Genomic DNA, 24,885 nt, shown 5'->3' with positions numbered 1-24,885 from the left:
ACTAGATTCAGGTCATGGCGGACACAAAGCGCGAGATCGAGCGGAAGTACGAATCCGACGACAGCGGCCTGCCGGACCTCACCGGCGTCGCCGGTGTCGCGTCCGTCGTCGACAAGGGCGTCGCCCATCTGGACGCCACCTACTACGACACCCCCGACGAACGCCTCGCCGCGGCCGCGATCACCCTGCGCCGCCGCACCGGCGGATCCGACGCCGGCTGGCACCTGAAGTTCCCGGTCGCCCCCGGCGTCCGCGACGAGATCCGGGCCCCGCTCTCCGACACCGTCCCGCGCATCCTGGCCGGCCTGGTCCGCTCCCGCGTCCGCGACGCCGAACTGCAGCCCGTCGTCCGCCTCCTCTCCGACCGCGACGTCCGCCATCTCCTCGACGCCCAGGGCCGGTTGCTCGCCGAGGTCAGCGTGGACGCCGTACGCGCCGAGCGGCTCACCGGCGACGGCGGCTCGGCCCAGTGGACCGAGCTGGAGGTGGAACTCGCCGACGACGGCGACCCGGTCTTCCTCGACAAGGTCGACAAGAGGCTGCGCAAGGCCGGCGTACGACCGTCCGCATCGGCGTCGAAGCTCGCGCGAGCGCTGATGGAGACGGCACCGCGGAAGAAGGGCACCAAGAAGCAGGGCGCGAAACAGCAGGGCGCGAAGAAGCAGACGCCCGAGGCCCCCGAGACGGCCGGCGACCACGTCCTCGCCTACCTCCGCGAGCAGCGGGACGCCATCGTCGCCCTCGACCCGGCCGTACGGCAGGACACGTACGACTCGGTGCACCGCATGCGCGTCGCCACCCGCCGTATGCGCAGCGCCTTCCGCTCGTACGCCAAGGTTCTCGACCGGACCGTCACCGACCCGATCGGCGAGGAACTGAGGTGGCTGGCCGCCGAGCTGGGCGTGGACCGGGACGCCGAGGTGCTGACCGAACGCCTGACGGCGGCCCTGGACGAACTGCCCAGGACGCTGCTCTCCGGCCCGGTCCGCACCCGGCTGCGCATGTGGATGAACGCCCGCCGCGGCGGCTCGCGACGACGGCTGACCGGCGTCCTGGACTCCAAGCGGTATCTGGTCCTCCTCGACAGGCTGGACGCGCTGGTCGCGGACCCGCCGCTGCTGGAGGCGGCCGCCAAAACGCCGGAGAAGGCGATCGCCAAGGCCGTACGCAAGGATTTCGGCAAGCTGTCGGAGCTGGTGGAGCGGGCCATCGGCCTGGAGCCCGGCCAGGACCGCGACCTCGCCCTGCACGAGGCCCGCAAGAAGGCGAAGCGGACGCGGTACTCGGCGGAGGTCGCCGCAGCCGCCCTCGGCGGCCCGGCGTCCGCCCTGGCCAAGTCGATGAAGTCCCTGCAGAACCTGCTGGGCGACCACCAGGACAGCGTCATGACCCGCCAGACCCTGCGCGAGCTGTCCGCCGTGGCACACGCCGCGGGGGAGAACGCATTCACGTACGGAGTGCTCTACGCCCGCGAGGAGGGGCGCGCGACGGCCGCCGAGACGGATCTGCCCGGCGCGTGGCAGGAGGCGAAGGCCGGGATGCAGGTCTGAGGGGGCGGGGAGGGGCTTGAGCGGTCGGGGTGGTCGTGCGGCCGCGCTACGCTAGATGGTCACCCCTGTCAGTCCAGTCCTCCCACGAAGGTTCGCGAGATGCCTGCCGAAGTCGCTGCGGCCGCCGAGTCCGTGTTCCCGCAGCTCGAAGCTCTGCTCCCGCACGTGCAGAAGCCGATCCAGTACGTCGGCGGAGAGCTCAACTCCACGGTCAAGCCGTGGGAGTCCTGTGACGTCCGCTGGACGCTCATGTACCCGGACGCGTACGAGGTCGGCCTGCCCAACCAGGGCGTCATGATCCTCTACGAGGTCCTGAACGAGCAGGAGGGCGTCCTCGCCGAGCGCACCTACAGCGTCTGGCCGGACCTGGAGGCGCTGATGCGGGAGCACGGCGTCCCGCAGTTCACGGTGGACAGCCACCGCCCGGTGAAGGCCTTCGACGTGTTCGGCCTGTCCTTCTCCACGGAACTCGGCTACACGAACATGCTGACGGCGCTGGACCTCGCGGGCATTCCGCTGGAGTCCAAGGACAGGGGGCTGGACGACCCGATCGTCCTGGCCGGCGGCCACGCGGCCTTCAACCCGGAGCCGATCGCGGACTTCATCGACGCGGCGATCATCGGCGACGGCGAACAGGCCGTCCTCGACATGACGAGGATCATCCGCGAGTGGAAGGCGGAGGGCCGGCCCGGCGGACGCGAGGAGGTCCTCTTCCGCCTGGCGAAGACGGGCTCGGTGTACATCCCGGCGTTCTACGACGTGGAGTACCTGGCGGACGGCCGTATCGCACGGGTCGTACCGAACAAGTCGGGCGTCCCGTGGCGGGTGTCCAAGCACACGGTCATGGACCTGGACGAGTGGCCCTACCCCAAGCAGCCGCTGGTCCCCCTGGCCGAGACGGTCCACGAGCGCATGTCGGTGGAGATCTTCCGCGGCTGCACCCGTGGCTGCCGCTTCTGCCAGGCCGGCATGATCACCCGCCCGGTCCGTGAACGCTCGATCACGGGCATCGGCGACATGGTGGAGAAGGGCCTGAAGGCGACGGGCTTCGAGGAGGTCGGCCTGCTGTCCCTGTCCTCCGCGGACCACTCGGAGATCGGCGACATCGCCAAGGGCCTGGCGGACCGGTACACGGAGGACAAGATCGGTCTGTCCCTCCCGTCGACGCGTGTCGACGCCTTCAACGTGGACCTGGCGAACGAGCTGACGCGCAACGGCCGCCGCTCGGGCCTCACCTTCGCCCCCGAGGGCGGCTCCGAGCGCATGCGCAAGGTCATCAACAAGATGGTCTCGGAGGACGACCTCATCCGCACCGTCTCCACCGCCTACGGCAACGGCTGGCGCCAGGTCAAGCTGTACTTCATGTGCGGCCTGCCCACGGAGACCGACGAGGACGTCCTGCAGATCGCCGACATGGCCATGAAGGTGATCGCCGAGGGCCGCAAGGTCTCCGGCCAGAACGACATCCGCTGCACGGTCTCGATCGGCGGCTTCGTCCCCAAGCCACACACCCCCTTCCAATGGGCGCCCCAGCTCTCCGCCGAGGAGACGGACGCCCGCCTGCAGAAGCTCCGCGACAAGATCCGCGGCGACAAGAAGTACGGCCGCTCGATCGGCTTCCGCTACCACGACGGCAAGCCGGGCATCGTGGAGGGCCTCCTCTCCCGCGGCGACCGCCGGCTCGGCGCCGTCATCCGCGCGGTCTACGAGGACGGCGGCCGCTTCGACGGCTGGCGCGAGCACTTCTCCTACGACCGCTGGATGCAGTGCGCGGACAAGGCGCTGGCGGAGTCCGACGTGGACGTCGACTGGTACACGACGCGCGAGCGCACGTACGAGGAGGTCCTCCCCTGGGACCACCTGGACTCCGGCCTCGACAAGGACTGGCTCTGGGAGGACTGGCAGGACTCCCTCGACGAGACAGAGGTCGAGGACTGCCGGTGGACGCCTTGCTTCGACTGCGGGGTGTGTCCGCAGATGGACACGGCTATACAAATCGGCCCGACCGGCAAGAAGTTGCTGCCTTTGACGGTCAAGAACGCGGGTTCGCCGGCTTCGAGCGGTCACACGCACTGAGGTGAGCGAGGCACTCGACCGGGTGATTGAGGCGCTGGCGGGGGTGAGCGAGGAGGAGGCCTCTGCGGCGCTGGCTGCGGCCGGCGCTTCGCGTCCTCGCCTACCGACGCTGTCGGCGCCGTCTCGGACGCCGCTGCCGAGGCCTGAAAGTGCTCCGCACATCGTCTCCGAGGTGGAGTGGGCTTGAGGGCCGTTCCAGCTTGTGCGTGACCTCGTGGCTCCGCGAGCCCCCTTCCCTGACTGGGAACGGGCCGCAGCAGGTGCGGGCCCGAGTCGAAACTGTGAGCATGCTGATGAGCCGGTTAGGTCCGAGGCTTTAGGCAGGCACCATGGGGCGAGCCTCTAAGATCATGGCCCCATCGTCGTGCTTCAACGGGCAAGTCCACAGATTGTCCGACTGGCCGGAAGCTCACGGGGCCATGATCACTTGCCCCTCGGCGGCTCCCGCCCAAAGTCGGAGCCAACCTCTCAGCGTCGTCAACCGCAGACCGTCGTGCGCCGATGGTCCGGAGCTTCTGACGAAACACGCCGTATCCCTAGCTTCGGCCGACCAGTACTCCTGTCCTCCGCGTCGGTTGAAACTAGGTACCCCTTGGCGCGAGCTAATTTGCGTAACCGGCTGCCCACGGCGGGGCGATAGTCGCTCAGTTTCGCCTCAGCCAAAGCTCGTTGTGTGAAATCGCCCAGGCCGTCAGTGCGTGGCTTTCGCTGTGGAGGTCGCCGAGCTCGTGGAAGACGGCGGCGGCCCGAGTGTGGGCGTCGGTGGCCTCATTGAACCGACGTACCCCCTGAAGGGCGGCACCTAGATTGAACAGCGCTGTGCCTTCGCTGTGGTGGTCGCCGAGCTCGTGGAAGACGGCGGCGGCCCGAGTCTGCGCATCGATGGCCTCCTCGAACTGACCAACCTCCCTCAGGGTGATACCGAGATTGTTCAATGCCATGCCTTCGCTGTGGCGGTCGCTGAGCTGGTGGAAGACGGCGGCGGCCCGAGTCTGCGCATCGATGGCCTCCTCGAACCGAGCCACCTCCCTCAGACCGATTCCGAGATTCCCCAACGCTTGGCCCTCGCCGTAGTGGTCGCCGAGCTCGCCATAGACGGCGGCGGATCGAGTCTGCGCGTCGATGGCCTCCTCAAACCGGCCCACCCCCTGCAGCGCGGCACCGAGATTGTTCAGCGCCATGCCTTCGCTGTGGCGGTCGCCAAGCTCGCCATAGACGGCGGCGGCCCGAGTCTGCGCGTCGATGGCCTCCTCGAACCGACGCACCTCCCCCAGAGCCGTACCGAGATTGTTCAGCGCTGTGCCTTCGCTGTGGCGGTCGTCTAGCTCGTGGAAGACGGCGGCGGCTCGAGTGTGTGCGTCGATGGCCTCCTTGAATCGACGCACCTCCCTCAGGGCGGCACCGAGATAGTTCAGCGCTGTGCCTTCGCTGTGTCGGTTGCCGAGCTCGTGGAAGACGGCGGCGGCCCGAGTGTGTGCGTCGATGGCCTCCTTGAACCGACGCACCCCCTGAAGGGCGCTACCGAGATTGATCAGCTCCGTGGTTTCGCCGTGGCGGTCGCCGAGCTCGTGGAAGACGGCGGCGGCCCGAGTGTGTGCGTCGATGGCCTCCTCGAACCCACGCACCTCCATCAGAGCGATACCGAGATTGCCCAGTGCCTGGCCTTCGCCGTGGCGGTCGCCGAGCTCGCCATAGACGGCGGCGGCCCGAGTGTGTGCGTCGATGGCCTCCTTGAACCGACGCACCTCCCTCAGAGCCGTACCGAGATTGTTCAGCGCAGTGCCTTCGCCGTGGCGGTTGCCGAGCTCGTGGAAGACGGCGGCGGCCCGAGTCTGTACGTCGATGGCCTCCTTGAACCGACGCACCCCCTGAAGGGCGGCACCGAGATTGTTCAGCGCCCCACCCTCGCCGTGGCGATCACCGAGCTCGCGGAAGACGGCCAGGGCGGTAGTAGTGAGGGTGATCCACTCGTCAAAGTAGCGGCGGTAGTGGAGGTATCGGGCGAGGGCGAAGACGAGAGAGACAGTGATGGCGGGATGGCCGAGGGCTGGTGCCGTGGTGGCGGTGGCGGCCAGGTTGGCGTGTTCGACGTCCAGCCATTGCAGGGCGTCGTCGCGATCTGAGAAGCGGGGAGCACGGGGGCCGGGGAGAGTGTTCAGGTGGGTATCGGCGGCTTGGGTGGTGTCCTGATAGTGGGCGAACAGGCGGTTGCGGGCGCTGTCGCGATGGTCGGAGGTGGCGTGGCTGCGGCCGTGTTCGTCGGCGTAGAGACGGACCAGGTCGTGCATCCGCCAGCGGCCCCAGGCTTGGGCTGGTTCGATCAGGTGAGCTTCGGAGAGATGCTGCAGGAGTTCTTCGGCCTGTTCGTGGCCAGTGTCGGCCAGATGGGCGGCAGCATCGCTAGACACATCGAGGCCGGGGTTGAGGGGGAGCAGCCGGAACAGCCGCGCGGGTTCGGAGCCGAGGTATTGATAGGACAGGTCGAAGGCGGCACGCACCGCGCGGTCAGGGCGAGCGAGTTTGTCCAGCCGGGTGTGTTCGGCCTGCAGCGCGGCCGCCAATGACGTGGCGGGCCGGGTGGGGGCAGCGGCCAGAATCGCGGCGGCGATGCGCAGCGCGAGCGGCAGACCCGCGCACAATCGGGCAATCACGCTAGCTGCATCGGGGTCGTCGGTGATGCGGGTGTCGTGGTCGCCGCGGGCGTGGCGCAGGGCCTGGTCGAGCAGGGCCGTGGAGGCGGCTTCATCAAGGGTGCCTAGGTCGTGGAGACGGGCGTCGAGGCCGTCCAGGGTGTGACGGGAGGTGACCAGGGCGGCGGTCCTGCCGTCGGTGGGCAGCAGCGGGGTGGCCTGATCTGTGGTGGAAGCGTTGTCGACGACTACAAGGATGGCCCGGCCCTCGCGGGCATAGGTGGCTAGCACACTGCGATACAGCCGCTGCCGGTCCTCAACTCCGTTGGGAATATGCTCGCCGGGAATTGCCAGAGCGCGCAGCAGCCCCTCCAGCGCCCTCTCCGGGGAGAGGCGGCGTTCGGGGTCGTAGCCTGCGAGATCGGTGAACAGTACCCCCCCGGGAAACCAGTCGTCTGGGTGGTTGATGGCCTGGATGGCGGTTTGGACGGCAAGCTCCGTCTTGCCGATACCTGGAAGCCCCGACACCGCGCTCACCAGCACCGCCCGCTGCCCCCCCGCCATGTCGGGCGCTAGGTCCTCCAAAAGTTGCTCGACGTGCTTGTCACGGCCAGTGAAGGCAGAGGCCGGGGCGGGCAGCCCTGACAGAGCCGGCGTGATTCGCTGCGGCAGCTGCACGGTGATGTCACGGCCCTGGATGACCGCGTGGAAGAAGATTCCGCCATTGATCGTGTTGCTGGTTGCGCCAGTTTCACTGACGTCGCTCATGCCGGTCATCGAGTCGAGTCGGCTGCGCTGTCACCGAGAGAGTCGGCGCTGGGCGGCGCAGGAGACGGGGGCGTGGTGGTGAAGGTCAGGTGGGAGAAGTCCCGGCCTTGTACGACCGGCCCGTGCTGGGTGCCGCCACTAACGGTGTTCGTCACCGCCCCGTCCTCGGTGTGCACCGACTTTGCCTGCTCCTGCCAGGCCGCAAGTCCGGAACGGAAGTCGTCATCCACCGCAACCCGGACTGCCAGCGCCGTGCTCAGCGCCTGTGCCCGACTCTGGTCGCCTGGATCTTCGGAAAGGCGTACCAGTTCCGCCTCCCCGGAACTGACCATTGGAACCTGCCCGCTGCCATCTGGCCGGAACGGGCGCCGCACCAGCGCGCTCAGCCCCGCCCATGCCTGCCGGCCGACCTCCCCTCCGGCCCCACCAGCCAGTGCCACCAGCAGTCCCACTGATACTGGATCCATCCCCCACCATCCTCGCCATGTGCAATAAGAATCTTGCGTTCAGTGACGAATATAGGGGCGAGGGCGGTTCCCGCCGCGAGTTACGGCCGAAACGATGCAGGTCAGGGTGCGTATCGGCTTCTCGCGCAAGTTGTAGTGGGGCATAACCGACGTAGCCGTCGTAGTACCAAGCCTCCAGAACGCCTATGTGGATCCACTTCGTCCGTTCGGGCCTTCGACCAGAGCGACTACAAGGGCGATAAGGCTTACGCGTCTCAGTGGGGCCGGCCGTTCCCTCGGTCCTGTAGCGGTGGTCAACAGGCTCGACGCGATTGCGGGTGACTGGTTTTCCCGCAGATGGACACACAGATTCAGATCGGACCCACGGGGAAGAAGCTGCTGCCGCTGACGGTCAAGAAGGACGCCTCGACCAGCGGGCACACGCACTGACGTGAGTGAGGCGTTGCGGCGCATGGCCGAGGCCTTGGCGGACACCGGCGAGGAAGACAGAGCTGCCGTACTGAACGCGCTCGGGGCTCAGGGTAGGCGGCAGAGGCCTGTGCGGGATGCGCCGAGAACGCCACTGCCGCCGCCTGGGGGCCTTTCGGACATCCACTCAGGAGTGGAGTGGGTCTGAGCCCCCTACGGCTCCTTGTGCGGTTGCATGACGTCCGGGGCCCTCTCCCTGATCGGGAGGGGGCTCGGTGGTTTTCGCAGCACCCGTGCCTGGCCGACGGGTGCTTCATCTGCCGGGCGCCCCTCGACCATCGCCCTGTCGGGTGGATCAGCAGGATGAAGCGGGATCGAGCGCCCGCGTTGGGGACCTATGGACTCGCGGGCCAGGTGCGGTCCGCCACGCGGGATTCGGCAGGCCGGTGCCTCGTGAGGGATGAGGACGGGACCTTCAATGAACAAGGTTGCCGTGAGCAGGCTGCCGATGGTCGGCGCGATGTTCAGGGCGACCAAGATCGTCGCAACCGCACTGGGCGAGTCGGCATCGAACTCCGTCACCGGCGCCGTTGAACCTCGGCTACGCCGTCGGCGCGATGATCTTCCTGCTGGCCTTCGTGCTCACTCTGGCCATGCAGCTCACGAACCAGCCGAGCCGCCACACACGCCGGGGGGAAGTGGTCGGGCCGATCGCTGAGCTGAGTGCGGCCGAGGCTGTCACATGAGGGCGGCGCAGAGCTTGGCCGAGATCCCTCTCGTGCCTTCGGCGTGTCCCGCTTGCCGTGAACGCGGCGAGCCCGGCCGCCGTAAGTCGTAGAACCGGAGGCCTTCCGGTGCCCTGACGATCCTTGGCCTCCGCCGCTTCCGGCGTGGGTGTTTGAGCCGGAGCGGCGGCTGCTGTGCGAGGTGCGGACGATGCAGAGGTTGACAGGTGAAGCACAGCGGGCCCACTGACGGAAGCTCCATGGTGTGCACGTCCAGGATGCGTTCAGGCTGACCTTGTCAGGGTCGAACGGAGATCCAACCCCCCACAAGCACAGGAGCAACCTTTGACATCGACGAAGTCTGTGATGAAGAAGCTGCCCGAGGCCACGCTGGCGTTCTGGATCATGAAGATCGCCGCGACGACCCTGGGTGAGACGGCGGGCGACCTATTCTCCCAGACACTCAAGTTCGGCTATTTCCTCACCACGATCGCCCTGTTCCTGATCTTCGTGATGACGCTGGTGGTGCAGCTGCGGTCCTCGCGGTACAACCCGTTCTTCTACTGGACCGTGATCCTGTCGACCAGCATGGCCGGCACGACGATGTCTGACTTCATGAACCGCGACGCCAGCGACAAGTACCTCTCGGGTGACGCCTCTTCGCTGGGCTGGGGCCCGCAGGGCCTCGGCCTCGGCTACCCGGAGGGAGCCGCGATCCTCGTCTCCATCCTTCTGGCGATCTTCCTCGCCTGGAGGATCAGCGGGATGACGTTCCAGATCCGCGACATCGTCACCTTCAAGGGCGAGGCCCTGTTCTGGGCGGCGATCCTCGTCTCCAACACCCTCGGTACCTCGATGGGTGATTTCTTGTCCGACAGCTCCGGACTCGGCTATCTGGGCGGTGCGGCGCTGGTGTCCAGCGTGCTGGTCGTGCTGGTCGTCCTGATGAAGGCGCCCGCCGTCCCGAACGTCCTCCTGTTCTGGATCGCCTTCGTGCTTACCCGCCCCCTCGGCGCCACCGCCGGCGACTTCCTCACCAAGCCGGTCGCCAAGGGCGGACTGAACCTCGGCACCGCGGGCTCCTCGGCCGTGCTGCTCGCGGTCCTGTTCGGCCTGATGGCCTACGCCCACATCCAGGAGCGCAAGGCCGTCACACCGAGCCTTGAGACTGTCGGCCCCGAGGTCGCAGCGGCCCGCCAGGAAGCAAGTCAACGGTAGGCACCGGTCGGGCGCGAGCCCTCACCGGGGGACCGCACGTTCGTGGATACGAATTCCGCGGTCCAGCACAGAAACGGCCAGGGAGCGCCTCCCACTGCGGGTAGGCGCCCCTGGCTCGTTGCTTGGTGCCCCTCCCTCTTGGACGCCACGCTGCGGGATGTCCAGTACATGAGGCTGAGATCAGGGGTGCTGCCGCCGGGCGGTGGCTTCTTCGTGTAAGCCGGGCAGAACCGTCCACGGCGTGAATCGGCCCAGTCCTCGGTGTGGTTCAGCCCCCCAGTTCGACACATGGCCACAACTGAGCGACGGCGGCAAGAAGCTGCTGCCGCTGACGGTCAAGAAGGACCCTGCGACCAGCGGACATGCGCACTGAGGTGAGCGAGCCTCTGAAGCAGATTGTTGATGCCCTGGCGGGGGCGAGCGAGGACGATGTAGCTGCCGCGCTCCGGCATCTCGGGGTCCTGGAGGCGCGGCACGTCCCTCAGGAGGTCCCGAGAACGCCGCTGCCGGGGCCTGGGAGCCGTGTGGGCGTCCAGTCCGAGGTGGGGGCTTTAGCGGCGTGCGCTGCTGGCAGCGGCGCTCAGAGGCCGCCGTTGGATCTGATGTCTTCAGTCACCTGCTTCCAGTAGTCCGTGCAGTAGACGTTCACGGCCGTTACCAGTAGCTCGTTGGCGTCGGCCTGCTTCAAGCCTCAGTGCTGGCCGGCTGGGTACAGGTGGTCTCCGTGCGGATCAAAGAGATCTCCCACGCTGTGCCCTTGAGTCAGGCCGTTGCACCACTTCGGCGGGAAGTCGAGAAGCTCCTGATTCGTTGGCTTGCCCTCGGTGTACGGCATGTCTCGGGCTACTTTGAGGTAGCGGTCTTCTTTGCTGGCGGTTGGTGTGCTCTTCGGGTGTGCGTCGTGGTGTCTGGCGTCGTCTCTGCTTCCGCACGCGGTGAGACTGGCGAGTAGCGCGACGGCGAGCAGCGTGGCGGTGCGAGTCATAGGTCCCCCCAGATCTATCGATGCTGACAGGATCATGCCGTGGCTGCGTCCTCTGTCGCGAGCGAGGAGAACGCTGCGCCGTGCGAAAGCACTGGCAGAGTGTGTTGACGCCTCCACGATGCCTCGCCCACCGGCGGATTTCCCCAGCGTTGTGGCCTCAGCTGGACACGCACATTCAGATCGGGCCCACGGGGGAAGAAGTTGCTGCCCCTTACGGTCAAGAACGCGGGTCCGGGCCCTGCTTCGGGCGGTCACGCGCACTGAGGTGAGCGGGTGCTCGATCGGGTGGTCGGGGCGCCGGCGGGGGTGAGTTCGGACGAGGTAGCTGCTGCGTTGTCTGCCGTCGGCGTTTCGAGTCGGCTGCGCAGGACAGGCTTCGGACGCCATCGCCGGGGCCTGGAAACTCCTCGGGTATCCGGTCGGACACGGAGCGGGTGTAGCCCCGCCGAGGGCCCACTGCGGCGGTTACGCGACTTCCAGCCCCCGAGACGGTGGGGGGAATGGCGCCTGTCCGAGTCGCAGTCGGAAGAGGTCGCCGGTCGGCCGCCCAGCACCACGCCGTCGCCGTCCGCTGCCTGGCTGCCCTCGGTTCGCCGAGTGTGCCCTTGCTTCCCAGGGAGGGCGGTTCGCAATGGCGCTCCCGTCCGGACAGTTCCCATTCGCCCGCTGGATCGTGGGCGAGAACGGTTCGCAACGGGAGAGCGACGTGGCGGAGGGCCTCAAGCTCAGCATCACCAGCTCCAACCGCACTGCCGGCCACTGAACTGAACAGGTCGATGGCGGCTGCGCTCGGGCACGTGCGGTTCGCTCTGGTGGTCCGGGGGGAACTCCCGGGTGCAGCATGGTTGCAGGAGGATGTGATGTCTCCATCGTCGACCGAAAAAGAGGCCATTCGCAGGGCCGCCGCACATCTCAAGGCCGTGTATCACGGCCGGCGGACTCCCGAGCAAGTCGACGCGGCGATATCTGCCGCTGAGAGGCACTTCAAGGACAGCCGCATCCGCGATTTCGTACCCGTGCTCGCGGAAAGGCGTGCGCGTCGCATCCTCGATCAAGCGATCCAGGCGGAGGCAGCCGATCTCGGAACTGTGCGTCGACCGGTCGACAGCGCCTCTCACAGTTCAGTCGGAAACAGCCTTCATGGAACGCCGCAGGTAGCGACCCGTTTGCTCGATACCCCGGCTGTCCGGGGTGCGCATCCGCCTGCTTCCGGTTCGTAGTCGCCCGACCGGCCAAGCCGCTGACTCGGCCACGAGTTCACCCGTAACGAGTGAGGCGACCGGCTCTCCAACGGCGCAGTATGGGCGGGGGAGAGCGCGGAAGAGGGCAGATGGGTGAAGAAGGGGCCGTGCGGATGCACCTCGCCCACTCGGCGTGGAACCAGCCTGTCGCACTGCGGTTCTGCGGTCTTTCGCCACGGCACGTCCGCTGATCCGGCGAGTGGAAGGAGCCGCCGCTCCAGACGTCACCGTGACCCTTTTGCTCTCCTCCTCGGACAGAGCCGCGATCGAGGGAGAACACGGAGGGCGCTCTGACCCGCGCGGGACGAGATCAGCCCGCCCGGTACGGTCGGCCGGCTCGATGCGCGCCGCCGTCTGACGGGCTTCTTGAATCGCAACTGCCGGATTCCGCACTGAGCGGATGGCGTTTCAGTACTACAGCACCGAAAGGCGGTCAGCCATGGCTACTGCATCCGAGACTCCTGTCCTCGACACGATCGCCGCCATGACGATCGACTCCGTCGAGCGCTGCCACATGGACGAGCGAACGCTCATACTTGCTCGCATTGCCGCACTCATTGCGATGGACGCACCGGCGATCTCCTACCTGGCCCACATCAACCCTGCAATGAAGGCCGACTTCACGGTTGAGCAGTTGCAGGACCTTCTCGTCGCGATCGCCCCCATCGTGGGGACGGCACGCGTCATGTCCGCCGCAGGCCACATCACCCAGGCGTTCGGCGTCGCAGTGGCCTTGGCCGACAGCGAAGCCGAAGCCATCGCCCAAGCCGAAGCGGAAAGCCGCAACAGGCCCTAGATGGCCCCGCGCAGGCGGAGGTCGAGTGGCATGCAGCGGTGCTGCTGTCAAGCCGCGGAGGCGGGCGGCCAACTCATTCCCCGTCTCGTTGAGCTGGGTTCACGAACAGGCTCAAGACCGAGCCCGACGCGATTGCCGAACGTCCGTGTAGCCAGGTGAACGCCTCTCCTCGGCGGCGGGGCCGGTTCGCGCCGGGGGCTCACCGGGTCTGTGAACCCGCCGTCCTGTTCCCGCCTTTCGTGCCGGTTTGTTGATCCATCCGGCCCTGCGTCGTGCTCGCGCCGGAGTCAGGCGGTCTCAGCGGCGACACCCTGGCGGTATGCAGTCAGGGACAGGGGCCGGAGGGAAAGGCCCGGATCACCGGTCGCGCCGGGCATCGCGGCGGGAGCCCGGTGCGTCGATCGGGTCCCGGCTGACGGGGTTGCGGGCCCGGGCCGAGACCCGGTTCCCGGTGATCACGCGTCTGATGTCGCACCTGATCTCAGTGAATGTGCTCGACTCGGCGACCCGGCTGGCTGCTCAGACGTTCCTCACGGCCGTCCCGCTGCTGTTCGTGGTGGCCTCCATCGCCCCGGCGGCGTTGCGTGATCAGCTGGTCAGGTCCGTGCACCAGGCCTTCGGGCTGACCGGAAGCGCGAACACCGAGTTGCAGAAGGTTGTGCAGGGCACCGGTGACCCGTCCGACGAGCTTCGGCAGACCACCGGTGTGGTCGGTGGGCTGATGGTGCTCATCTCGGCCACCGCGTGCAGCCGTGCCATGCAACGGCTGTGCCAGCGCGCCTGGAGCCTGCCCGGGGCGAGCGCGCGGGTGGCCGCCTGGCGCTGGATCGCCTGGCTCGCGGCGTGGCTGGTCGTGTTCGGAATGCAGGGGAGCCTGCGCACCGGCTTCGGGCTCGGCCTGTGGCTGGGCGTGCCGCTGCTGCTGGTCGTGGAGGTCGCCATCTGGTGGTGGACGCAGCATCTGCTGCTGACCGCGCGCGTGCCGTGGCTGCCGCTGCTGCCCGGCGCGCTGCTGACCGGCACGGCCCTGAGCGTCCTCATCCTCACCGCACCCCTGTACCTGCCCCAGGCGCTCAACCACAGCCTCGACAAGTACGGCTCGCTGGGTGCGGTCTTCACTCTGTTGTCCTGGCTCATCACGCTCTGCGTGGTCGCGGCCCTGGGCATCACCGCCGGTGCGGTCGTCGCCCGCGAACCGTGGGCCGCCCGCCATTTGGACAGATCCGCATCGCCGGGCCCACCGTCCGGCGACACGCCGGCAGGCGGTGCTCCACCTGACGTTTCACCACCTGACGTTTCACCACCGGAATGATCCGCCTTCCGAGTGGTGCAGGCAGGGCATGCTCCGCGGTCGACGGCCCGGGTCGGGATCTGGAATTCACGAGGTCACCTGGCCGGAGAGGGCGTCAGTGAGCCGCCAGATCGGCCGACCGTTCGCCGAACGCCGGGTGCCCGGCCCCTGCGGCAGCCGCTGGACGACTAGTGAGGACACGACCGCGGCCAGTACGGCCCGCGCCACCGCGTCCACGTCGCCCAGCAGGAGCACGACCAGGACGACGCTGCTGTCCGGCGCCGCGGTCCCTCCGCCGGCCTCGGGCGATCGGGATGACGAGGTCACGAGGTCACACCTTCGCCGCCCCGCCAGTGGCGGGGCGGCGTAGAACTCACGGACGCCCGAGGAGGGCTTGCCGTCCTGCTCGACGTCAGCGTCGGTTCGCCGCCATGCCGGACCACCGCGACGACGGTGACGTCCCTCAGCGCTCCCGCTCCACGACGCACAGGGCCCAGATGACGAAGCCGTACAGGGCGATCAGGATGAGCGACCAGACGGGGTAGTACGGCATCGACAGGAAATTGGCGATGATCAGCAGTCCCGCGATGCCGACGCCGACGACCCTGGCCCACGTGGCGCGCGTGAAGAGACCGGCGCTCACGCCCATGGCGATCACTCCGAGGACCAGCTGGATCCAGCCCCAGCTCGTGAGGTCGAACTTGAAGATGTAGTTGGGGGTGGAGACGTAGATGTTGTCGTTGGCGATGGCCATGATGCCACGGAAGAGATCCAGGACACCGGCGATGAACAGCAGGACGGCGGCGAACATCGTCAGTCCACCCGCGGCCGCCTGAGCGGTTTCCGAACGGTGGTGGGTTGTGGTCGTGGCCATGGTGTTTTCCTCACTTCGTCGGTGAGACGCAGCGTCGGCGCTGCTTCTTCGAGCATGCGCGGTGATTCAGCAGGGGTGATCACCCGTGGCGGGTGAGGTTCGTGAGGGGTTCGACGGCACCGGCGCGGGCAAGGCGACCGTGACCGGTCCACGGGTCCCGCGTCCTGGTGGCATCAGCGGTCTCATCGCCGCCGGGGCGCCGGCACGCCGCCTCCCGGTGACCAGTCACCCGCGCCGGGTGAGGAGGCAGGACGGGCAATCCGTGGTCATCGTGGAAAGGCAACCGAGCCGAACCGCATCCCGCGAAGGACTCGGACGTTGCCCGAGGGACGCTCGGGGCAGACGGTGTCGGCGCTCCCGGAGAGGCAGACACCCCCGTATTCGGCACTCTCGCGGCGGTCGGCGCGAAGGCGTCCGATGCCCGTGCCTCCTCAGGCGGCCTGGGCCGGCAGCTTCCCGGCGCTGACGGCGTCGACGAGTGCCTGGTGGTCCCGCTCGTTCTGGTCGGCGTAGTGCTCGGCGAACGTCACCAGCGCCCGGTCGAAGGAGTCCCCGCCGCCCAGGTACGCGGCGATGGCGATGCGGTCGCCGGACCTGGCGTGGGCGCGGGCCAGCGTCGCGCCGCACAGAGCGCCGAACGTCCGCATGCCCCGGGGCACCATGTCCTCGGCCACGGCGACCCCCTTCCAGTCCCGCAACTGCCGTACGTAGAAGTCGCGCCGTCGGCCGTCGATGCCCTCGACCCGCTCCCAGCCCAGGAGGATGTCGCTGGTGGCCTGCATGAGCCGCTGCCCGGAGACGACCCGCTCGCCCTGCGTGGGATAGTCGCTGCCTCCGACGTGAGGTGCCAGCACCGACTGATCGGCCTCCTTGGCCTGGAGGAACAGCGGGTCCTCGCCGTCCCGGCCCAGCAGGAGCACGATCCAGCAGCGGGTGCCCACGCTGCCGACCCCGACGACCTTGCGCGCAATGTCGGCCAGCTGGTACTGCTCCAGCAGGAACCGCCGGTCCGACTGCAGGGTCTCGCCGTAGCGCTCGACCAACCGCCTGATCTGCTGCTCCAGTTGGCCGCGCTGATCGTCCGGCATCAGGTCCTCGAGGCGGGTGATGAGCGGCGGGTCGGGAACGATACGGCGCTTGCCGTCGACGACATGGGTGAGCTTCTCGAAGACCTGAAGGGTGTCGTGCGAACGCGCCTTGGCCGCGGCACGTGCCCAGCGGTCACGGCCCCGCGCGGACAGGTCCGCCCCGAACCGGTCCCGCACCCAGTTCTCGTCGAACTGGGCATACCAGACGGCCAGGTTGCCGATTGCGGCGAACCCGCGCATGCTCTCGCGGTAGGACCGTACGGTGGCCCGTACGATCCCGGCGCGCTCCTTGGTGCTGAAGCCGTTCAACCGGCCGGCGATGACGAGGCTGGCGGCCAGGCGCTTGACGTCCCACTCCCAGGGGCCCGGCAGTGTCTCATCGAAGTCGTTGATGTCGAACATGAGGCGGCGCTCGGGCGAGGCCAGCAGCCGGAAGTTCAACATGTGGGCGTCACCGCACAGTTGGGTCCTGAAACCCGTCCTCGGCGTCTCCGCGAGGTCCGACGCCATGATGGCCGCGGCCCCCCGGTAGAACCGGAACGGTGACTCGGACATCCTCCCGTAGCGGACCGGTACGAGTTCGGGCAGCCGCGTCGCCGACTGCTTCTCGATGATCTCCAGCGGATCCGGCCGCTTGGGTCCCGGCGCGAACACGGCGTGGCTGGAGCGGGGCACCTCGGCCCGCGCCGCCTTGCCGAGCGCGACTCGCTCCTGCGGGGTGTGGTGCCGCAACTCGCGGCCGTCCAGGTGGGTCTCGGTCATGACAGCGGCTCCAGGGGATGGTTGCCTCCGCACACGCCGGTGGCGACGGGGCTGCGAGCGGTGGGTCGACCGCTCCGAAGTCGCCTGTGGGCCGTGGGCCGTGGGCCTTGGCGCGGTCGCCGCCGCGACCAGCGCAACCGGGCACTGATGTCGGAGCGTGCTCCGCCCTCGCCGTGGTCGACGTCTCGCGGCCACGAGACGGCCGGCTCACAGGCTTCCTCACCCAACTTATCCCCGGTGGAGGCACCCAGCGAGCCGAGTCAGTGAGCGGCGGCGACACCTGCGTCGGCGGGCGGGGTGGAGTCGTCGTGGTCCAGGAACTCGCGGATCGCGAGGGCCGCCAGGGTGATCACCGCGGTCCACACCACGACCGCCGTGGTCGGGTAGGTCCAGGTGAACAGGACGATCGCCGCGACCACCAGGATGACCACCCCGATCCAGCGCTTGAAGCGGTGGACGAACCGCCCGACCGCACCGAGACGAAGGCCCGCCGACGTCGTCACCTCGCGCAGAGCGCCGATGCTCCTCGTGCAGCCGGTGCGCGTGACGACGGCGATCCGGGACGGGCCGGCGAGGAAGGCGCCGACGGCGGTGAAGAGGGCGACCGCGGCGAGGGCACGTACGCCGGCCCGCAGGAACTTGACCAGGGCGTCGTACACGGATCCCGCGGCGGCCTGGGACGCGCCGGGCGGCAGGTGATTGAGGTAGACGTCGCGGGCGACGGTGAGGCCGATGCCGAGAACCAGCATGGCGACGAACACCGCCAGGGCGGCCCCGATCAGCGCGTGCCGGCGGTTGAACGCCACGTACACGCCGGCGGCCGCGAACAGCAGAGCGATGACGGGCAGCCAGCCGCCGAGGATCTGCAGCACTCTCACATAGGACCGGACCTTGCCGATGTCCTTCGACGCGAACACCACGAAGTTCGTGTGGACGGCCGGGATCTTGGCGGCGGGCGCGAAGCCCGCGGCGACCAGCTGGTCCTTGACGTTGGCGACGATCGGCCCCAGGTCGACGACGACCTGGTTGTTCTTCAGCTGGACAGCGCCATCGGCCTGGCCGGTCAGGGCCTTGTCCAGCGCCGTGTGCGCCCTGCGGTTCGCGTTCACCCAGACGGTCTCGAAGGCACTGCTGGTGACCACCCGCTCCACCGTGCTGCTGACCAGCTTCTTGAGCCCGCTCTCGATCGGACCGTCCAGGTTGCCCAGCAGCTTGGCAGCCTTCGGCGGAACCCCCTTGGCCGAGGCCGCGTCCGTCAGTTGCTTGACCAGCGCGTCCACGTCGACCTGCGCCAGCACGGCGTTGGTGATCCGGTTGGTGACCGCCTGCTGCACATCGGGATCGCTCGCCAGCGGTCCGACGGTGGAGACGTAGCGGTCCGTGTCCTGCACGATGCTGTTCGCCCACACCGCCACGACGGACAGCAGCGCCAGCAGGGCGGCGAAAAGGATCAGCAGGGCCGAGCCGAGAGAGCGAAGCGGGTGGTGCCGGGCCGCTGTGGGTGGCTCGGCGCCCTCCAGGGCATTGACACGCTGCCGCAGCTCGGCCAGTTCGCCGCGCTCTCGGGCCGAGAGCTCTTCGTCACCCCTGTCGCTCATGCGCACCAGCAGAACCGCCCGGCGTAAACCGCGCGACCTGGGCGAATCAGACGGGTGAACGGCCTACTTCGACGGCCGACGTCACCGGCGACGGCGAACTCGGCCTCACCGTCTTCGAGGGAGCGTCGCCAGGACTCCTCGGGCGGTCAGGAAAGCCGTACCGACGTCGAGCGGGTACGCGCACGAACTGACGTGAGCGAAGCACTCGTCCGGGCCGTTTTTCGTCGCCCGCTTCAGCTGAGACCCTCAGGTCATGGACATGGGGTGCTTTGATGTCCGGTCTCGCCGAACTGCTCGGTGGGGCGTACGAGCAGTTCGGCGACGGCCACGTGCAGGGGCGGGTGACGAGTCCGTCCACGGGGTCACGAGCCCGACATGGCCTCCCCGAACGTGGGGTCGTCCCCCGAGTTCCCGATGCCCACGGACGACGGACCGAAGTTCACCGCGCCGGTGGTCGTGACGCCGGCGGCGGAGCCCCGCAGGACCCACACGGCGCCGTCGTCGCTGTTCTCGCCTGCCGCGCCCACCGACAGATCGGCGCGGCCGTCCTTGTTGTGGTCGGCGAGGTGGACGGCGTCGCCGAACAGGTCCGACGACTCGTTGGCGCCCGGGACACCCGGGGTGTCCTGGGTGAAGGACTGGGCGCCGGTCCCCGTCAGGCCGGAGGTGCCGCCGCGCAGCACCCAGACGTTGCCCGCCTGGGCCGCGGAGCCGATGGTCTCGAAGTTCGCGCCGACGGCGAGGTCCGGGTAGCGGTCGCCGTCGACGTCGCCCGCGGCCAGCGCGCCACCGAACGAGTCGTGGTACTCGTCGGCCCCCGGCACACCCGGGGGGTCCTGGCTGAAGACGGCGCTGCGCGTGGTGTCGACGCCCGCCGTACCGCCGTAGAACACGGTGACGTAGCCGCCCTTCGCCGTCTGGTCCATGACGTCGACGAAGTCCGTGCCGACGACCAGATCGTCGTGTCCGTCGCGGTCGAAGTCGGCCACGGTGAGCGCGCCCGCGTACCCCGGGCCCGCCTCGGTCTGCAGTGTGGGCCCGGTCGAGGAGCCCCGGTAGACGAAGTTGCCCGCGGAGGAGCCCACCACCACGTCGTCCGCGCCGTCGTTGTCGAAGTCCCCGCCGGCCAGCTGGACGGCACCCTTGGGGTACGAACCGGACTCGATCTGCGCGTCGAAGCGCAGTTTCCCGGCCGCGCCGCCCGACTTGGTGAAGCCGCCCTTGAAGATCCACACGTCCTTGCCGGTGGAACCGACCGCCAGATCGGCCTTCCCGTCACCGGTGAAGTCGCCGACCGCGAGGGACTGGCCGAACCGGTCGTGGCCCGACGCGTTCGGGTCGCTGATCGTCGTGCCGCCCGACAGGCCGGACGAGCCGCCCCACAGGATCGTGACCGAACCACCGTCGGCATCGCTGCCGACGTCCTCCAGCGGTGTGCCCACGACGAGATCGCCGTAGCCGTCTCTGTTGAGGTCTCCGTGCGCGAGTTCGGTGCCGAAGCGGTCGGAGGTCTCCGAGTCGCCCGGCACACCGGAGGAACTCTGCGATGTGGTCTTGTGGCGGGCTGCGCTGATACCGCTCGCCGAACCGTAGTTGACGACCACGGCGCCCGCCTTCGCCTTCCCGTTCGCCACGGCACCCGGGGCGCCGGTCGCCAGGTCGCGGTAGCCGTCACCGTTGAAGTCGTCGGCGAGGCCGGATGCGGCGGCACTCGCCCCGCCGGCCAGGGTGATGAGCAGGCCGCCGGCCAGGGCTGCCGCGACGGCGGTGGCGCCCAGGACGACGGGACGCCTGGAGCGTTTGTGGTGGCGCCGGGACATGGATTCCTCTCCAGGACATACGTATGGGCTCAGAGACGACCTCCGGTGAGCCTGAAGGGTTGTACGGGACCACTGCTCCGAGCTTCGAGCCTTCGGTTCTCCCCCTCCGGCACACCCTTGCCGTCGCGGCGGGCAGTGATCCGTCCCCGTGGACTCGCAGGACCGACCGCAGCCACGGTGGCAGCGCCGAGACCCGACCGAACCGGACCCCGCCGTTGGCAGCCACGCGCCCAGAGGGTCTCGGTCGTTCGTGTTCAGCTTTGGCATGGGCAGCCGGATGTCGACTTGGCCTCGGTCACGGTGAGGGTCGGGTCGGCGGAGTGCTCGGCCGGTGTGCAGCATGAGGTGACGCCGCAGCATTCGGCGGTGGACTCGGCGCCGGTCTCGGCGGCTGCGGCGTTCGTGGACGTCCGGGCGGCAGCGGATACGGGTTTGAGCGCGCGCACGATGGCCGAGTGCATGCCGTCGGCGACGGGTCGCGTGGGCGTGATCTCGATGTCGGTGAAGCCCGCCGCGTCGAGGCCCTCGCGGTACTCCGTGAAGGACAGGGCGCCCGCGATGCAGCCGACATGGTCGCCGCGATCGGCGCGCTGCCCGGGGGTCAGGGCGTCGTCGGCGACGATGTCGAAGACGCCGATGCGGCCGCCGGGCGTGAGGACGCGGAAGGTCTCTGCGAAGACGGCGGGCTTGTCGGTGGACAGGTTGATCACGCAGTTGGAGATCACGACGTCGATGGTGTTCGCGGGCAGGGGGATGGACTCGATGGTGCCCTTGAGGAACTCGACGTTGGGCGCCTTGGCCTTGGCGGCGTTGGTGAGGGCGAGTTCGAGCATCTCGTCGGTCATGTCGAGGCCGTAGGCCTTGCCGGCGGGGCCGACGCGGCGGGCGGAGAGCAGGACGTCGATGCCGCCGCCGGAACCGAGGTCGAGGACGCGTTCGCCTTCCTGGAGTTCGGCCACCGCGGTGGGGTTGCCGCAGCCGAGGGAGGCGGCGAGGGCCTCGGTGGGCAGGGCGTCGCGTTCGCCGGCGGCGTAGAGGGCGGAGCCGAAGTTCTCGTCGATCTCGACGGGCTCGGGCCCGCAACAGGCGGTGGCGCCTTCGGCGACCTTCACGGCTGCGGCGGCGTAGCGTCGGCGGACGGTTTCGCGCAGCTCGGTGGACTGATCGGTGGACTGCTCGGTGGACTGATCAGGCATGACTCACTCCCGGTGACATGGGGCGCGGGATCGTGCCCCGGAAGGGCTTATATTGACGTTCATTGATGCAACCTTGCGCCTTGGATTGAAAAACGTCAACATAGAGGAATGTCGAAACAAGAGCTGAAGATCCTCGGCCAGGACACCGATGCCGGCTGCTGCCAGGGTCTTGCGTCCGCTCCGCTGGACGCGGGCCAGGCCGCGGACCTGGCGAAGATCTTCAAGGCCCTGGGTGATCCGGTGCGGCTGCGGCTGATGTCGATGATCGCCTCGCGCGGGGAGGGCGGCGAAGTGTGCGTGTGTGAGCTGACGCCCGCCTTCGACCTGTCGCAGCCGACGATCTCGCACCACCTCAAGCTGCTCCGGCAGGCGGGACTCATCGACTGCGAGCGGCGTGGGACCTGGGTCTATTACCGGGTGCTGCCACGGGTGCTGGAGCGGTTGGCCGCGTTCTTGACCACTGCCGAGCCTGCTGCGGCGACGGTGTGAGTGCCTCACGTCCGCCCTCCCGCCCTCCCGCCGTCCCAGGAAGACACGTCATCGCTGCTCTCGGTGATCGCCCGTCCGTGCTGTTCGTCTGCGTCCACAACGCGGGCCGCTCCCAGATGGCCGCGGCCCTTCTCGCTCGCCTCGCGGGGGACCGGATCGAGGTGCGATCGGCGGGCTCTGCCCCTGCCGACACCGTCAACCCGGCCGTGGTGGAGGCGATGAGGGAAGTGGGCATCGATATTTCCGACGAGACGCCGAAGGCGCTCACCGTGGACGCCGTGCAGGCGTCGGACGTCGTGATCACCATGGGATGCGGCGACACCTGCCCCGTCTTCCCGGGCAAGCGGTACGTCGACTGGCAGCTCGGCGACCCCGCTGGGCAGGGCGTTGGCGCGGTCCGCCCGATCCGGGACGGGATCGAGCAGCGGATTCGGGGGCTGGTGAGCGAACTCCTGTAGGACCGTGGCTCTGCAGTTACTGCGAGTACGGCGAGGAGTCGGTGTTCACGCGCTCGCCGCCGACGGACTCCCGCGATGGGCGACGTGGAGGATGCCCGTTGATGCGGCGATGCGGTCGAGGCCGAAGATCGCTCCTGTGCAGAACAGCACCCAGACGGAGAGGATGATCACGCCGTTCCCCACTCCGTCGTGGTGGAAGTAGGCGAGCCCGTCGATGGCCCGCACGCCGACGCCGGCCGGCATCACCGAGGCCAGTGGCTGCAGCCAGCCCGGCAGGAACGACGGGGGCAGGACCCCGCCGCTCGACGCGTTGCCCATGACCAGCATGAAGATCGAGCCCAGTGGGATGCCGAGCGAACCGAAGATCCGTATGAGCAGGGCGGTTCCTGCGGCCACCGCCCCTGCTGCGAGCGTCAGGATGCCGGCGAGGGCGATGAAGGTTCCCGGGATGGCGTCGAATATCGCGCCCGCTATGACGGCCGTGGCCGTGCCTCCCGCGACCGCGAAGATCGCGAGGCTGAGCATGCGCTGTGCGAAGGAGAGTCTCGGCGCCATCTGGTACGTCATCTGACCGAACAGGAATCCGGCCAGAACGAGGCCGAAGGAGGCGTAGAAGACGGACAGGCCACGGCTGTCCCCCTTCGACAGCGGGAGGATGTCCTGCACCTTGATCTTGCTGCCGTCGGGCGTCGCCGCGTTGCCGAGCGGGGTGACCATCGCCTGGACGGCCGGGCCGTTGGCGCCCGCGTACAGAAGGCGTGGTGAGCCGGCGGTGTCCACGTAGGCCGCGTACGCGGTGCGGTGCTCGACCGCCGACCTGGCGGCGTCCGCGTTCCGGTAGCGCTCGACCTGGAACGCGTCGGGCGACACGCGCTGCAGCCGTACGTCGAAGAGCGCTGCCGCCCGGTCCGAGGCAGCCACCGCGACCGGGAGCCGGTGGGCCTTCGGCGTGTGGAAGGCGGCGAGAAAGACGGCGATGAACACGAGGCCGATGGTGAGCACGGTGACGACCGGAGCCAGCACCGCCTTCGGGCCGGTCAGACCGCGCCGGGCGGGCGCCGCGTCGGTCGGCGCACCCGCGCGATGCCGGGACCGACTCCAACTCGGGCTCGGCCTCGTGCCAGGGCCCATGCCGGAGTTCGTACCAGAGCCCGTATCGGGGTTGAAGACCTCTTGCTGCACGAGCGCACCTCCTGGTGATCGCGACTCCCGGGGGAGGCGGCGGGCGTCCTGCCACCCGTAAGTCAGCAAGTGCTGACATCGCGACTGTAAGGGAAGGCGGATGCCTCCGTCCAAGAGCGGCTGTCACGAGGGCGCGTAGGCCCGGTGCGCTCCGGGCACCGGCCGCAAGTGGTCTCGGCCAGGCGGTTCCGCCCCGCGGGGCTCCCCGGCCGCTACTGGGCCGTGCCTGGGCGGGGCCCGTCGGCGTGATACGACTCACGTAAGAGGCTGAGGCGGAGGGACGTTTGTCGATGAGCGCGGAGAAACCCGTGCGCCGGAGGGACTCTGTGCGCAGCAAGGAGCTGTTGGTGCAGGCCGCGGGGGAGTTGGTGGCCGAGCGCGGGTTCGAACGCACCACCGTGCGGGACATCGGTGAACGCGCGGGACTCGACCAGGCCCTGATCGCCCGGTACTTCGGGGGCAAGGCTCAGCTCCTCATCGCCGTTCTGCGCGCCGAGGCGGGCGACAGCCTGGAGTTGGACCTGTTCGACACCGAGCAGGTGCGGATGTTGCTGGAGCGCATCGGGCACCGCGGTCCCGGGCCCATCTTCCAGGCCGCGGTCCAGCGCCCTCGTGATCCGGCGGTCGAGACCGCCACGCACGAGGAACTCCACGTGCGGATCGTCGCTCCCCTGAAGGAGACCTTCGCAGCTCAGGGACTGGACAACCCGCAGTTGCGGGCGGAGGTGGCGGCGGCCGCGTTCATCGGGGTGGTGATGGGACGCAGCGCCGGCGCGTTCGGTGAGTTGGCGGCCGCGGATCTTGAGGACGTGCTTCCGATGGTGCGGCGGCTGCTGAGCCAGTGAGGGCGGCGGACGCGCCGTAACCTGAAACCTCAGGCATCACACGGTCTCCCACTGGTGCGACTCCCCCTTCGGAGGACCCATGGCAGAGTCGGGCAGTCTCCTCACGGCGGCACTCCAAGAGCACCTGAACTACTACCGGGCGCTGAGCAAGCACCTCCCTGACCTGGACGGCGACGTGATCGCCGCGGCGCACGACGCCATCCGGGAGCTGACGTCGCAGGCCGCGGACGCCCACGTGCCCCGTGCCGCCTACCTGCCGGTGACGGACGCCGTCGCGGCCGCCGTCGAATACTGCGAGTTCACCGGCCACTCGGAGGGCGTCCGCTACTACCGGTACTGGCACGCCCTGTTGCTGGCGGACCAAGCTCTTTGTGACTGACGCGGGATCCGGAGGGGAGGTTCCGGCGTCTACGTGGGT

Annotated in this window: 21 protein-coding genes and 1 pseudogene; 12 read left to right on the top strand and 10 right to left on the bottom strand. The window is 68.7% G+C overall.

The genetic code is table 11. From position 1 onward, the window contains the following. Nucleotides 1-14: 14 nt before the first annotated feature. Both ACYUED_RS14665 and ACYUED_RS14660 read left to right on the top strand, forming a co-directional pair. Nucleotides 15-1,550: a CYTH and CHAD domain-containing protein gene (locus tag ACYUED_RS14665; protein WP_491292727.1), complete on the top strand. Its 1,536-nt coding sequence runs from the start codon at nt 15-17 to the stop codon at nt 1,548-1,550. Nucleotides 1,551-1,649: 99 nt separating this feature from the next. Further along, on the top strand, nt 1,650-3,626 hold the full coding sequence (locus ACYUED_RS14660; protein ID WP_491292726.1) for a TIGR03960 family B12-binding radical SAM protein: 1,977 nt from the start codon (nt 1,650-1,652) through the stop codon (nt 3,624-3,626). Nucleotides 3,627-4,270: 644 nt separating this feature from the next. Here ACYUED_RS14660 and ACYUED_RS14655 read toward each other — a convergent pair. Both ACYUED_RS14655 and ACYUED_RS14650 read right to left on the bottom strand, forming a co-directional pair. Continuing rightward, nucleotides 4,271-7,033, bottom strand: coding sequence for a tetratricopeptide repeat protein (locus tag ACYUED_RS14655; RefSeq protein ID WP_491292725.1), 2,763 nt, complete (start codon nt 7,031-7,033; stop codon nt 4,271-4,273). Further along, on the bottom strand, nt 7,030-7,491 hold the full coding sequence (locus ACYUED_RS14650; protein ID WP_491292724.1) for a hypothetical protein: 462 nt from the start codon (nt 7,489-7,491) through the stop codon (nt 7,030-7,032). The genes ACYUED_RS14655 and ACYUED_RS14650 overlap by 4 nt, the downstream gene beginning before the upstream one ends. A gap of 998 nt (nt 7,492-8,489) precedes the next feature. Here ACYUED_RS14650 and ACYUED_RS14645 point away from each other — a divergent pair. Beyond that, a complete protein-coding gene (locus tag ACYUED_RS14645) occupies nt 8,490-8,645 on the top strand; it encodes a hypothetical protein (RefSeq protein ID WP_491292723.1) in 156 nt (51 codons plus the stop codon). A gap of 345 nt (nt 8,646-8,990) precedes the next feature. Beyond that, a complete protein-coding gene (locus tag ACYUED_RS14640; protein ID WP_491292722.1) occupies nt 8,991-9,842 on the top strand; it encodes a COG4705 family protein in 852 nt (283 codons plus the stop codon). Between the two features lie 691 nt (nt 9,843-10,533). Here ACYUED_RS14640 and ACYUED_RS14635 read toward each other — a convergent pair. Further along, nucleotides 10,534-10,827, bottom strand: coding sequence for a hypothetical protein (locus ACYUED_RS14635; RefSeq protein ID WP_491292721.1), 294 nt, complete (start codon nt 10,825-10,827; stop codon nt 10,534-10,536). Between the two features lie 631 nt (nt 10,828-11,458). Between ACYUED_RS14635 and ACYUED_RS14630 the strand changes: the two genes are divergently transcribed. The 4 genes from ACYUED_RS14630 (at nt 11,459) to ACYUED_RS14615 (ending at nt 14,176) form a co-directional block, all read left to right on the top strand. Beyond that, nucleotides 11,459-11,590 carry a hypothetical protein gene (locus ACYUED_RS14630; protein WP_491292720.1) on the top strand — a complete coding sequence of 44 codons (132 nt, stop codon included), beginning with the start codon at nt 11,459-11,461 and terminating at the stop codon, nt 11,588-11,590. A gap of 13 nt (nt 11,591-11,603) precedes the next feature. Beyond that, nucleotides 11,604-12,047, top strand: coding sequence for a three-helix bundle dimerization domain-containing protein (locus tag ACYUED_RS14625; protein ID WP_491292719.1), 444 nt, complete (start codon nt 11,604-11,606; stop codon nt 12,045-12,047). Nucleotides 12,048-12,507: 460 nt separating this feature from the next. After that, a complete protein-coding gene (locus ACYUED_RS14620) occupies nt 12,508-12,864 on the top strand; it encodes a carboxymuconolactone decarboxylase family protein (RefSeq protein WP_491292718.1) in 357 nt (118 codons plus the stop codon). A 466-nt stretch (nt 12,865-13,330) separates the two neighbouring features. Next, nucleotides 13,331-14,176 carry a YhjD/YihY/BrkB family envelope integrity protein gene (locus ACYUED_RS14615; protein WP_491292717.1) on the top strand — a complete coding sequence of 282 codons (846 nt, stop codon included), beginning with the start codon at nt 13,331-13,333 and terminating at the stop codon, nt 14,174-14,176. Between the two features lie 66 nt (nt 14,177-14,242). Here ACYUED_RS14615 and ACYUED_RS14610 read toward each other — a convergent pair whose 3' ends face one another. From ACYUED_RS14610 to arsM, 6 genes and pseudogenes are all read right to left on the bottom strand, one after another. Continuing rightward, on the bottom strand, nt 14,243-14,482 hold the full coding sequence (locus ACYUED_RS14610; RefSeq protein ID WP_491292715.1) for a hypothetical protein: 240 nt from the start codon (nt 14,480-14,482) through the stop codon (nt 14,243-14,245). A 136-nt stretch (nt 14,483-14,618) separates the two neighbouring features. Beyond that, entirely contained in the window at nt 14,619-15,029 is a 411-nt protein-coding gene (locus tag ACYUED_RS14605; protein WP_491292714.1) for a DUF7144 family membrane protein, read from the bottom strand. Nucleotides 15,030-15,460: 431 nt separating this feature from the next. Beyond that, nucleotides 15,461-16,879, bottom strand: coding sequence for a DUF2252 domain-containing protein (locus ACYUED_RS14600; protein ID WP_491292712.1), 1,419 nt, complete (start codon nt 16,877-16,879; stop codon nt 15,461-15,463). 260 nt (nt 16,880-17,139) lie between these two features. Beyond that, nucleotides 17,140-18,477, bottom strand: a complete 1,338-nt coding sequence (locus ACYUED_RS14595; protein WP_491292711.1) for a hypothetical protein — start codon at nt 18,475-18,477, stop codon at nt 17,140-17,142. A gap of 362 nt (nt 18,478-18,839) precedes the next feature. Beyond that, a complete protein-coding gene (locus ACYUED_RS14590) occupies nt 18,840-20,297 on the bottom strand; it encodes an FG-GAP-like repeat-containing protein (protein ID WP_491292710.1) in 1,458 nt (485 codons plus the stop codon). 416 nt (nt 20,298-20,713) lie between these two features. Further along, a pseudogene (arsM, locus tag ACYUED_RS14585) lies at nt 20,714-21,493 on the bottom strand (arsenite methyltransferase); the annotation flags it as partial. 108 nt (nt 21,494-21,601) lie between these two features. Here arsM and ACYUED_RS14580 point away from each other — a divergent pair. Together ACYUED_RS14580 and ACYUED_RS14575 are read left to right on the top strand one after the other, a co-directional pair. Then, complete coding sequence (locus ACYUED_RS14580; protein ID WP_491292709.1) at nt 21,602-21,982, top strand: ArsR/SmtB family transcription factor; 381 nt, start codon at nt 21,602-21,604, stop codon at nt 21,980-21,982. A gap of 77 nt (nt 21,983-22,059) precedes the next feature. Beyond that, complete coding sequence (locus ACYUED_RS14575; RefSeq protein ID WP_491292708.1) at nt 22,060-22,440, top strand: arsenate reductase ArsC; 381 nt, start codon at nt 22,060-22,062, stop codon at nt 22,438-22,440. A gap of 45 nt (nt 22,441-22,485) precedes the next feature. Here the strand turns inward: ACYUED_RS14575 and ACYUED_RS14570 are convergent, their stop codons facing one another. Continuing rightward, on the bottom strand, nt 22,486-23,571 hold the full coding sequence (locus ACYUED_RS14570) for an ABC transporter permease (protein ID WP_491292707.1): 1,086 nt from the start codon (nt 23,569-23,571) through the stop codon (nt 22,486-22,488). Between the two features lie 377 nt (nt 23,572-23,948). Between ACYUED_RS14570 and ACYUED_RS14565 the strand changes: the two genes are divergently transcribed. Next, the gene (locus ACYUED_RS14565) at nt 23,949-24,467 is read left to right on the top strand and encodes a TetR/AcrR family transcriptional regulator (protein WP_491292706.1); all 519 of its coding nucleotides are present in this window, start codon (nt 23,949-23,951) and stop codon (nt 24,465-24,467) included. 79 nt (nt 24,468-24,546) lie between these two features. Beyond that, entirely contained in the window at nt 24,547-24,846 is a 300-nt protein-coding gene (locus ACYUED_RS14560) for a hypothetical protein (protein WP_491292705.1), read from the top strand. Nucleotides 24,847-24,885 lie beyond the last annotated feature (39 nt).

The organism is Streptomyces sp. DF42 (assembly GCF_058267695.1).
The sequence above is the reverse complement of the archived record's forward strand: the minus strand, read 5'-3'. Positions and strand labels throughout refer to the sequence as shown.

Coding starts and splice junctions, on each gene's coding strand:
- ACYUED_RS14665 (WP_491292727.1), top strand. CDS start 15: ATGGCGGACACAAAGCGCGAGATCGAGCGGAAGTACGAATCCGACGAC.
- ACYUED_RS14660 (WP_491292726.1), top strand. CDS start 1,650: ATGCCTGCCGAAGTCGCTGCGGCCGCCGAGTCCGTGTTCCCGCAGCTC.
- ACYUED_RS14655 (WP_491292725.1), bottom strand. CDS start 7,033: ATGACCGGCATGAGCGACGTCAGTGAAACTGGCGCAACCAGCAACACG.
- ACYUED_RS14650 (WP_491292724.1), bottom strand. CDS start 7,491: ATGGATCCAGTATCAGTGGGACTGCTGGTGGCACTGGCTGGTGGGGCC.
- ACYUED_RS14640 (WP_491292722.1), top strand. CDS start 8,991: ATGAAGAAGCTGCCCGAGGCCACGCTGGCGTTCTGGATCATGAAGATC.
- ACYUED_RS14635 (WP_491292721.1), bottom strand. CDS start 10,827: ATGACTCGCACCGCCACGCTGCTCGCCGTCGCGCTACTCGCCAGTCTC.
- ACYUED_RS14630 (WP_491292720.1), top strand. CDS start 11,459: ATGGCGCTCCCGTCCGGACAGTTCCCATTCGCCCGCTGGATCGTGGGC.
- ACYUED_RS14625 (WP_491292719.1), top strand. CDS start 11,604: ATGGCGGCTGCGCTCGGGCACGTGCGGTTCGCTCTGGTGGTCCGGGGG.
- ACYUED_RS14620 (WP_491292718.1), top strand. CDS start 12,508: ATGGCTACTGCATCCGAGACTCCTGTCCTCGACACGATCGCCGCCATG.
- ACYUED_RS14615 (WP_491292717.1), top strand. CDS start 13,331: ATGTCGCACCTGATCTCAGTGAATGTGCTCGACTCGGCGACCCGGCTG.
- ACYUED_RS14605 (WP_491292714.1), bottom strand. CDS start 15,029: ATGGCCACGACCACAACCCACCACCGTTCGGAAACCGCTCAGGCGGCC.
- ACYUED_RS14600 (WP_491292712.1), bottom strand. CDS start 16,879: ATGACCGAGACCCACCTGGACGGCCGCGAGTTGCGGCACCACACCCCG.
- ACYUED_RS14595 (WP_491292711.1), bottom strand. CDS start 18,477: ATGAGCGACAGGGGTGACGAAGAGCTCTCGGCCCGAGAGCGCGGCGAA.
- ACYUED_RS14590 (WP_491292710.1), bottom strand. CDS start 20,297: ATGTCCCGGCGCCACCACAAACGCTCCAGGCGTCCCGTCGTCCTGGGC.
- ACYUED_RS14580 (WP_491292709.1), top strand. CDS start 21,602: ATGTCGAAACAAGAGCTGAAGATCCTCGGCCAGGACACCGATGCCGGC.
- ACYUED_RS14570 (WP_491292707.1), bottom strand. CDS start 23,571: ATGGGCCCTGGCACGAGGCCGAGCCCGAGTTGGAGTCGGTCCCGGCAT.
- ACYUED_RS14560 (WP_491292705.1), top strand. CDS start 24,547: ATGGCAGAGTCGGGCAGTCTCCTCACGGCGGCACTCCAAGAGCACCTG.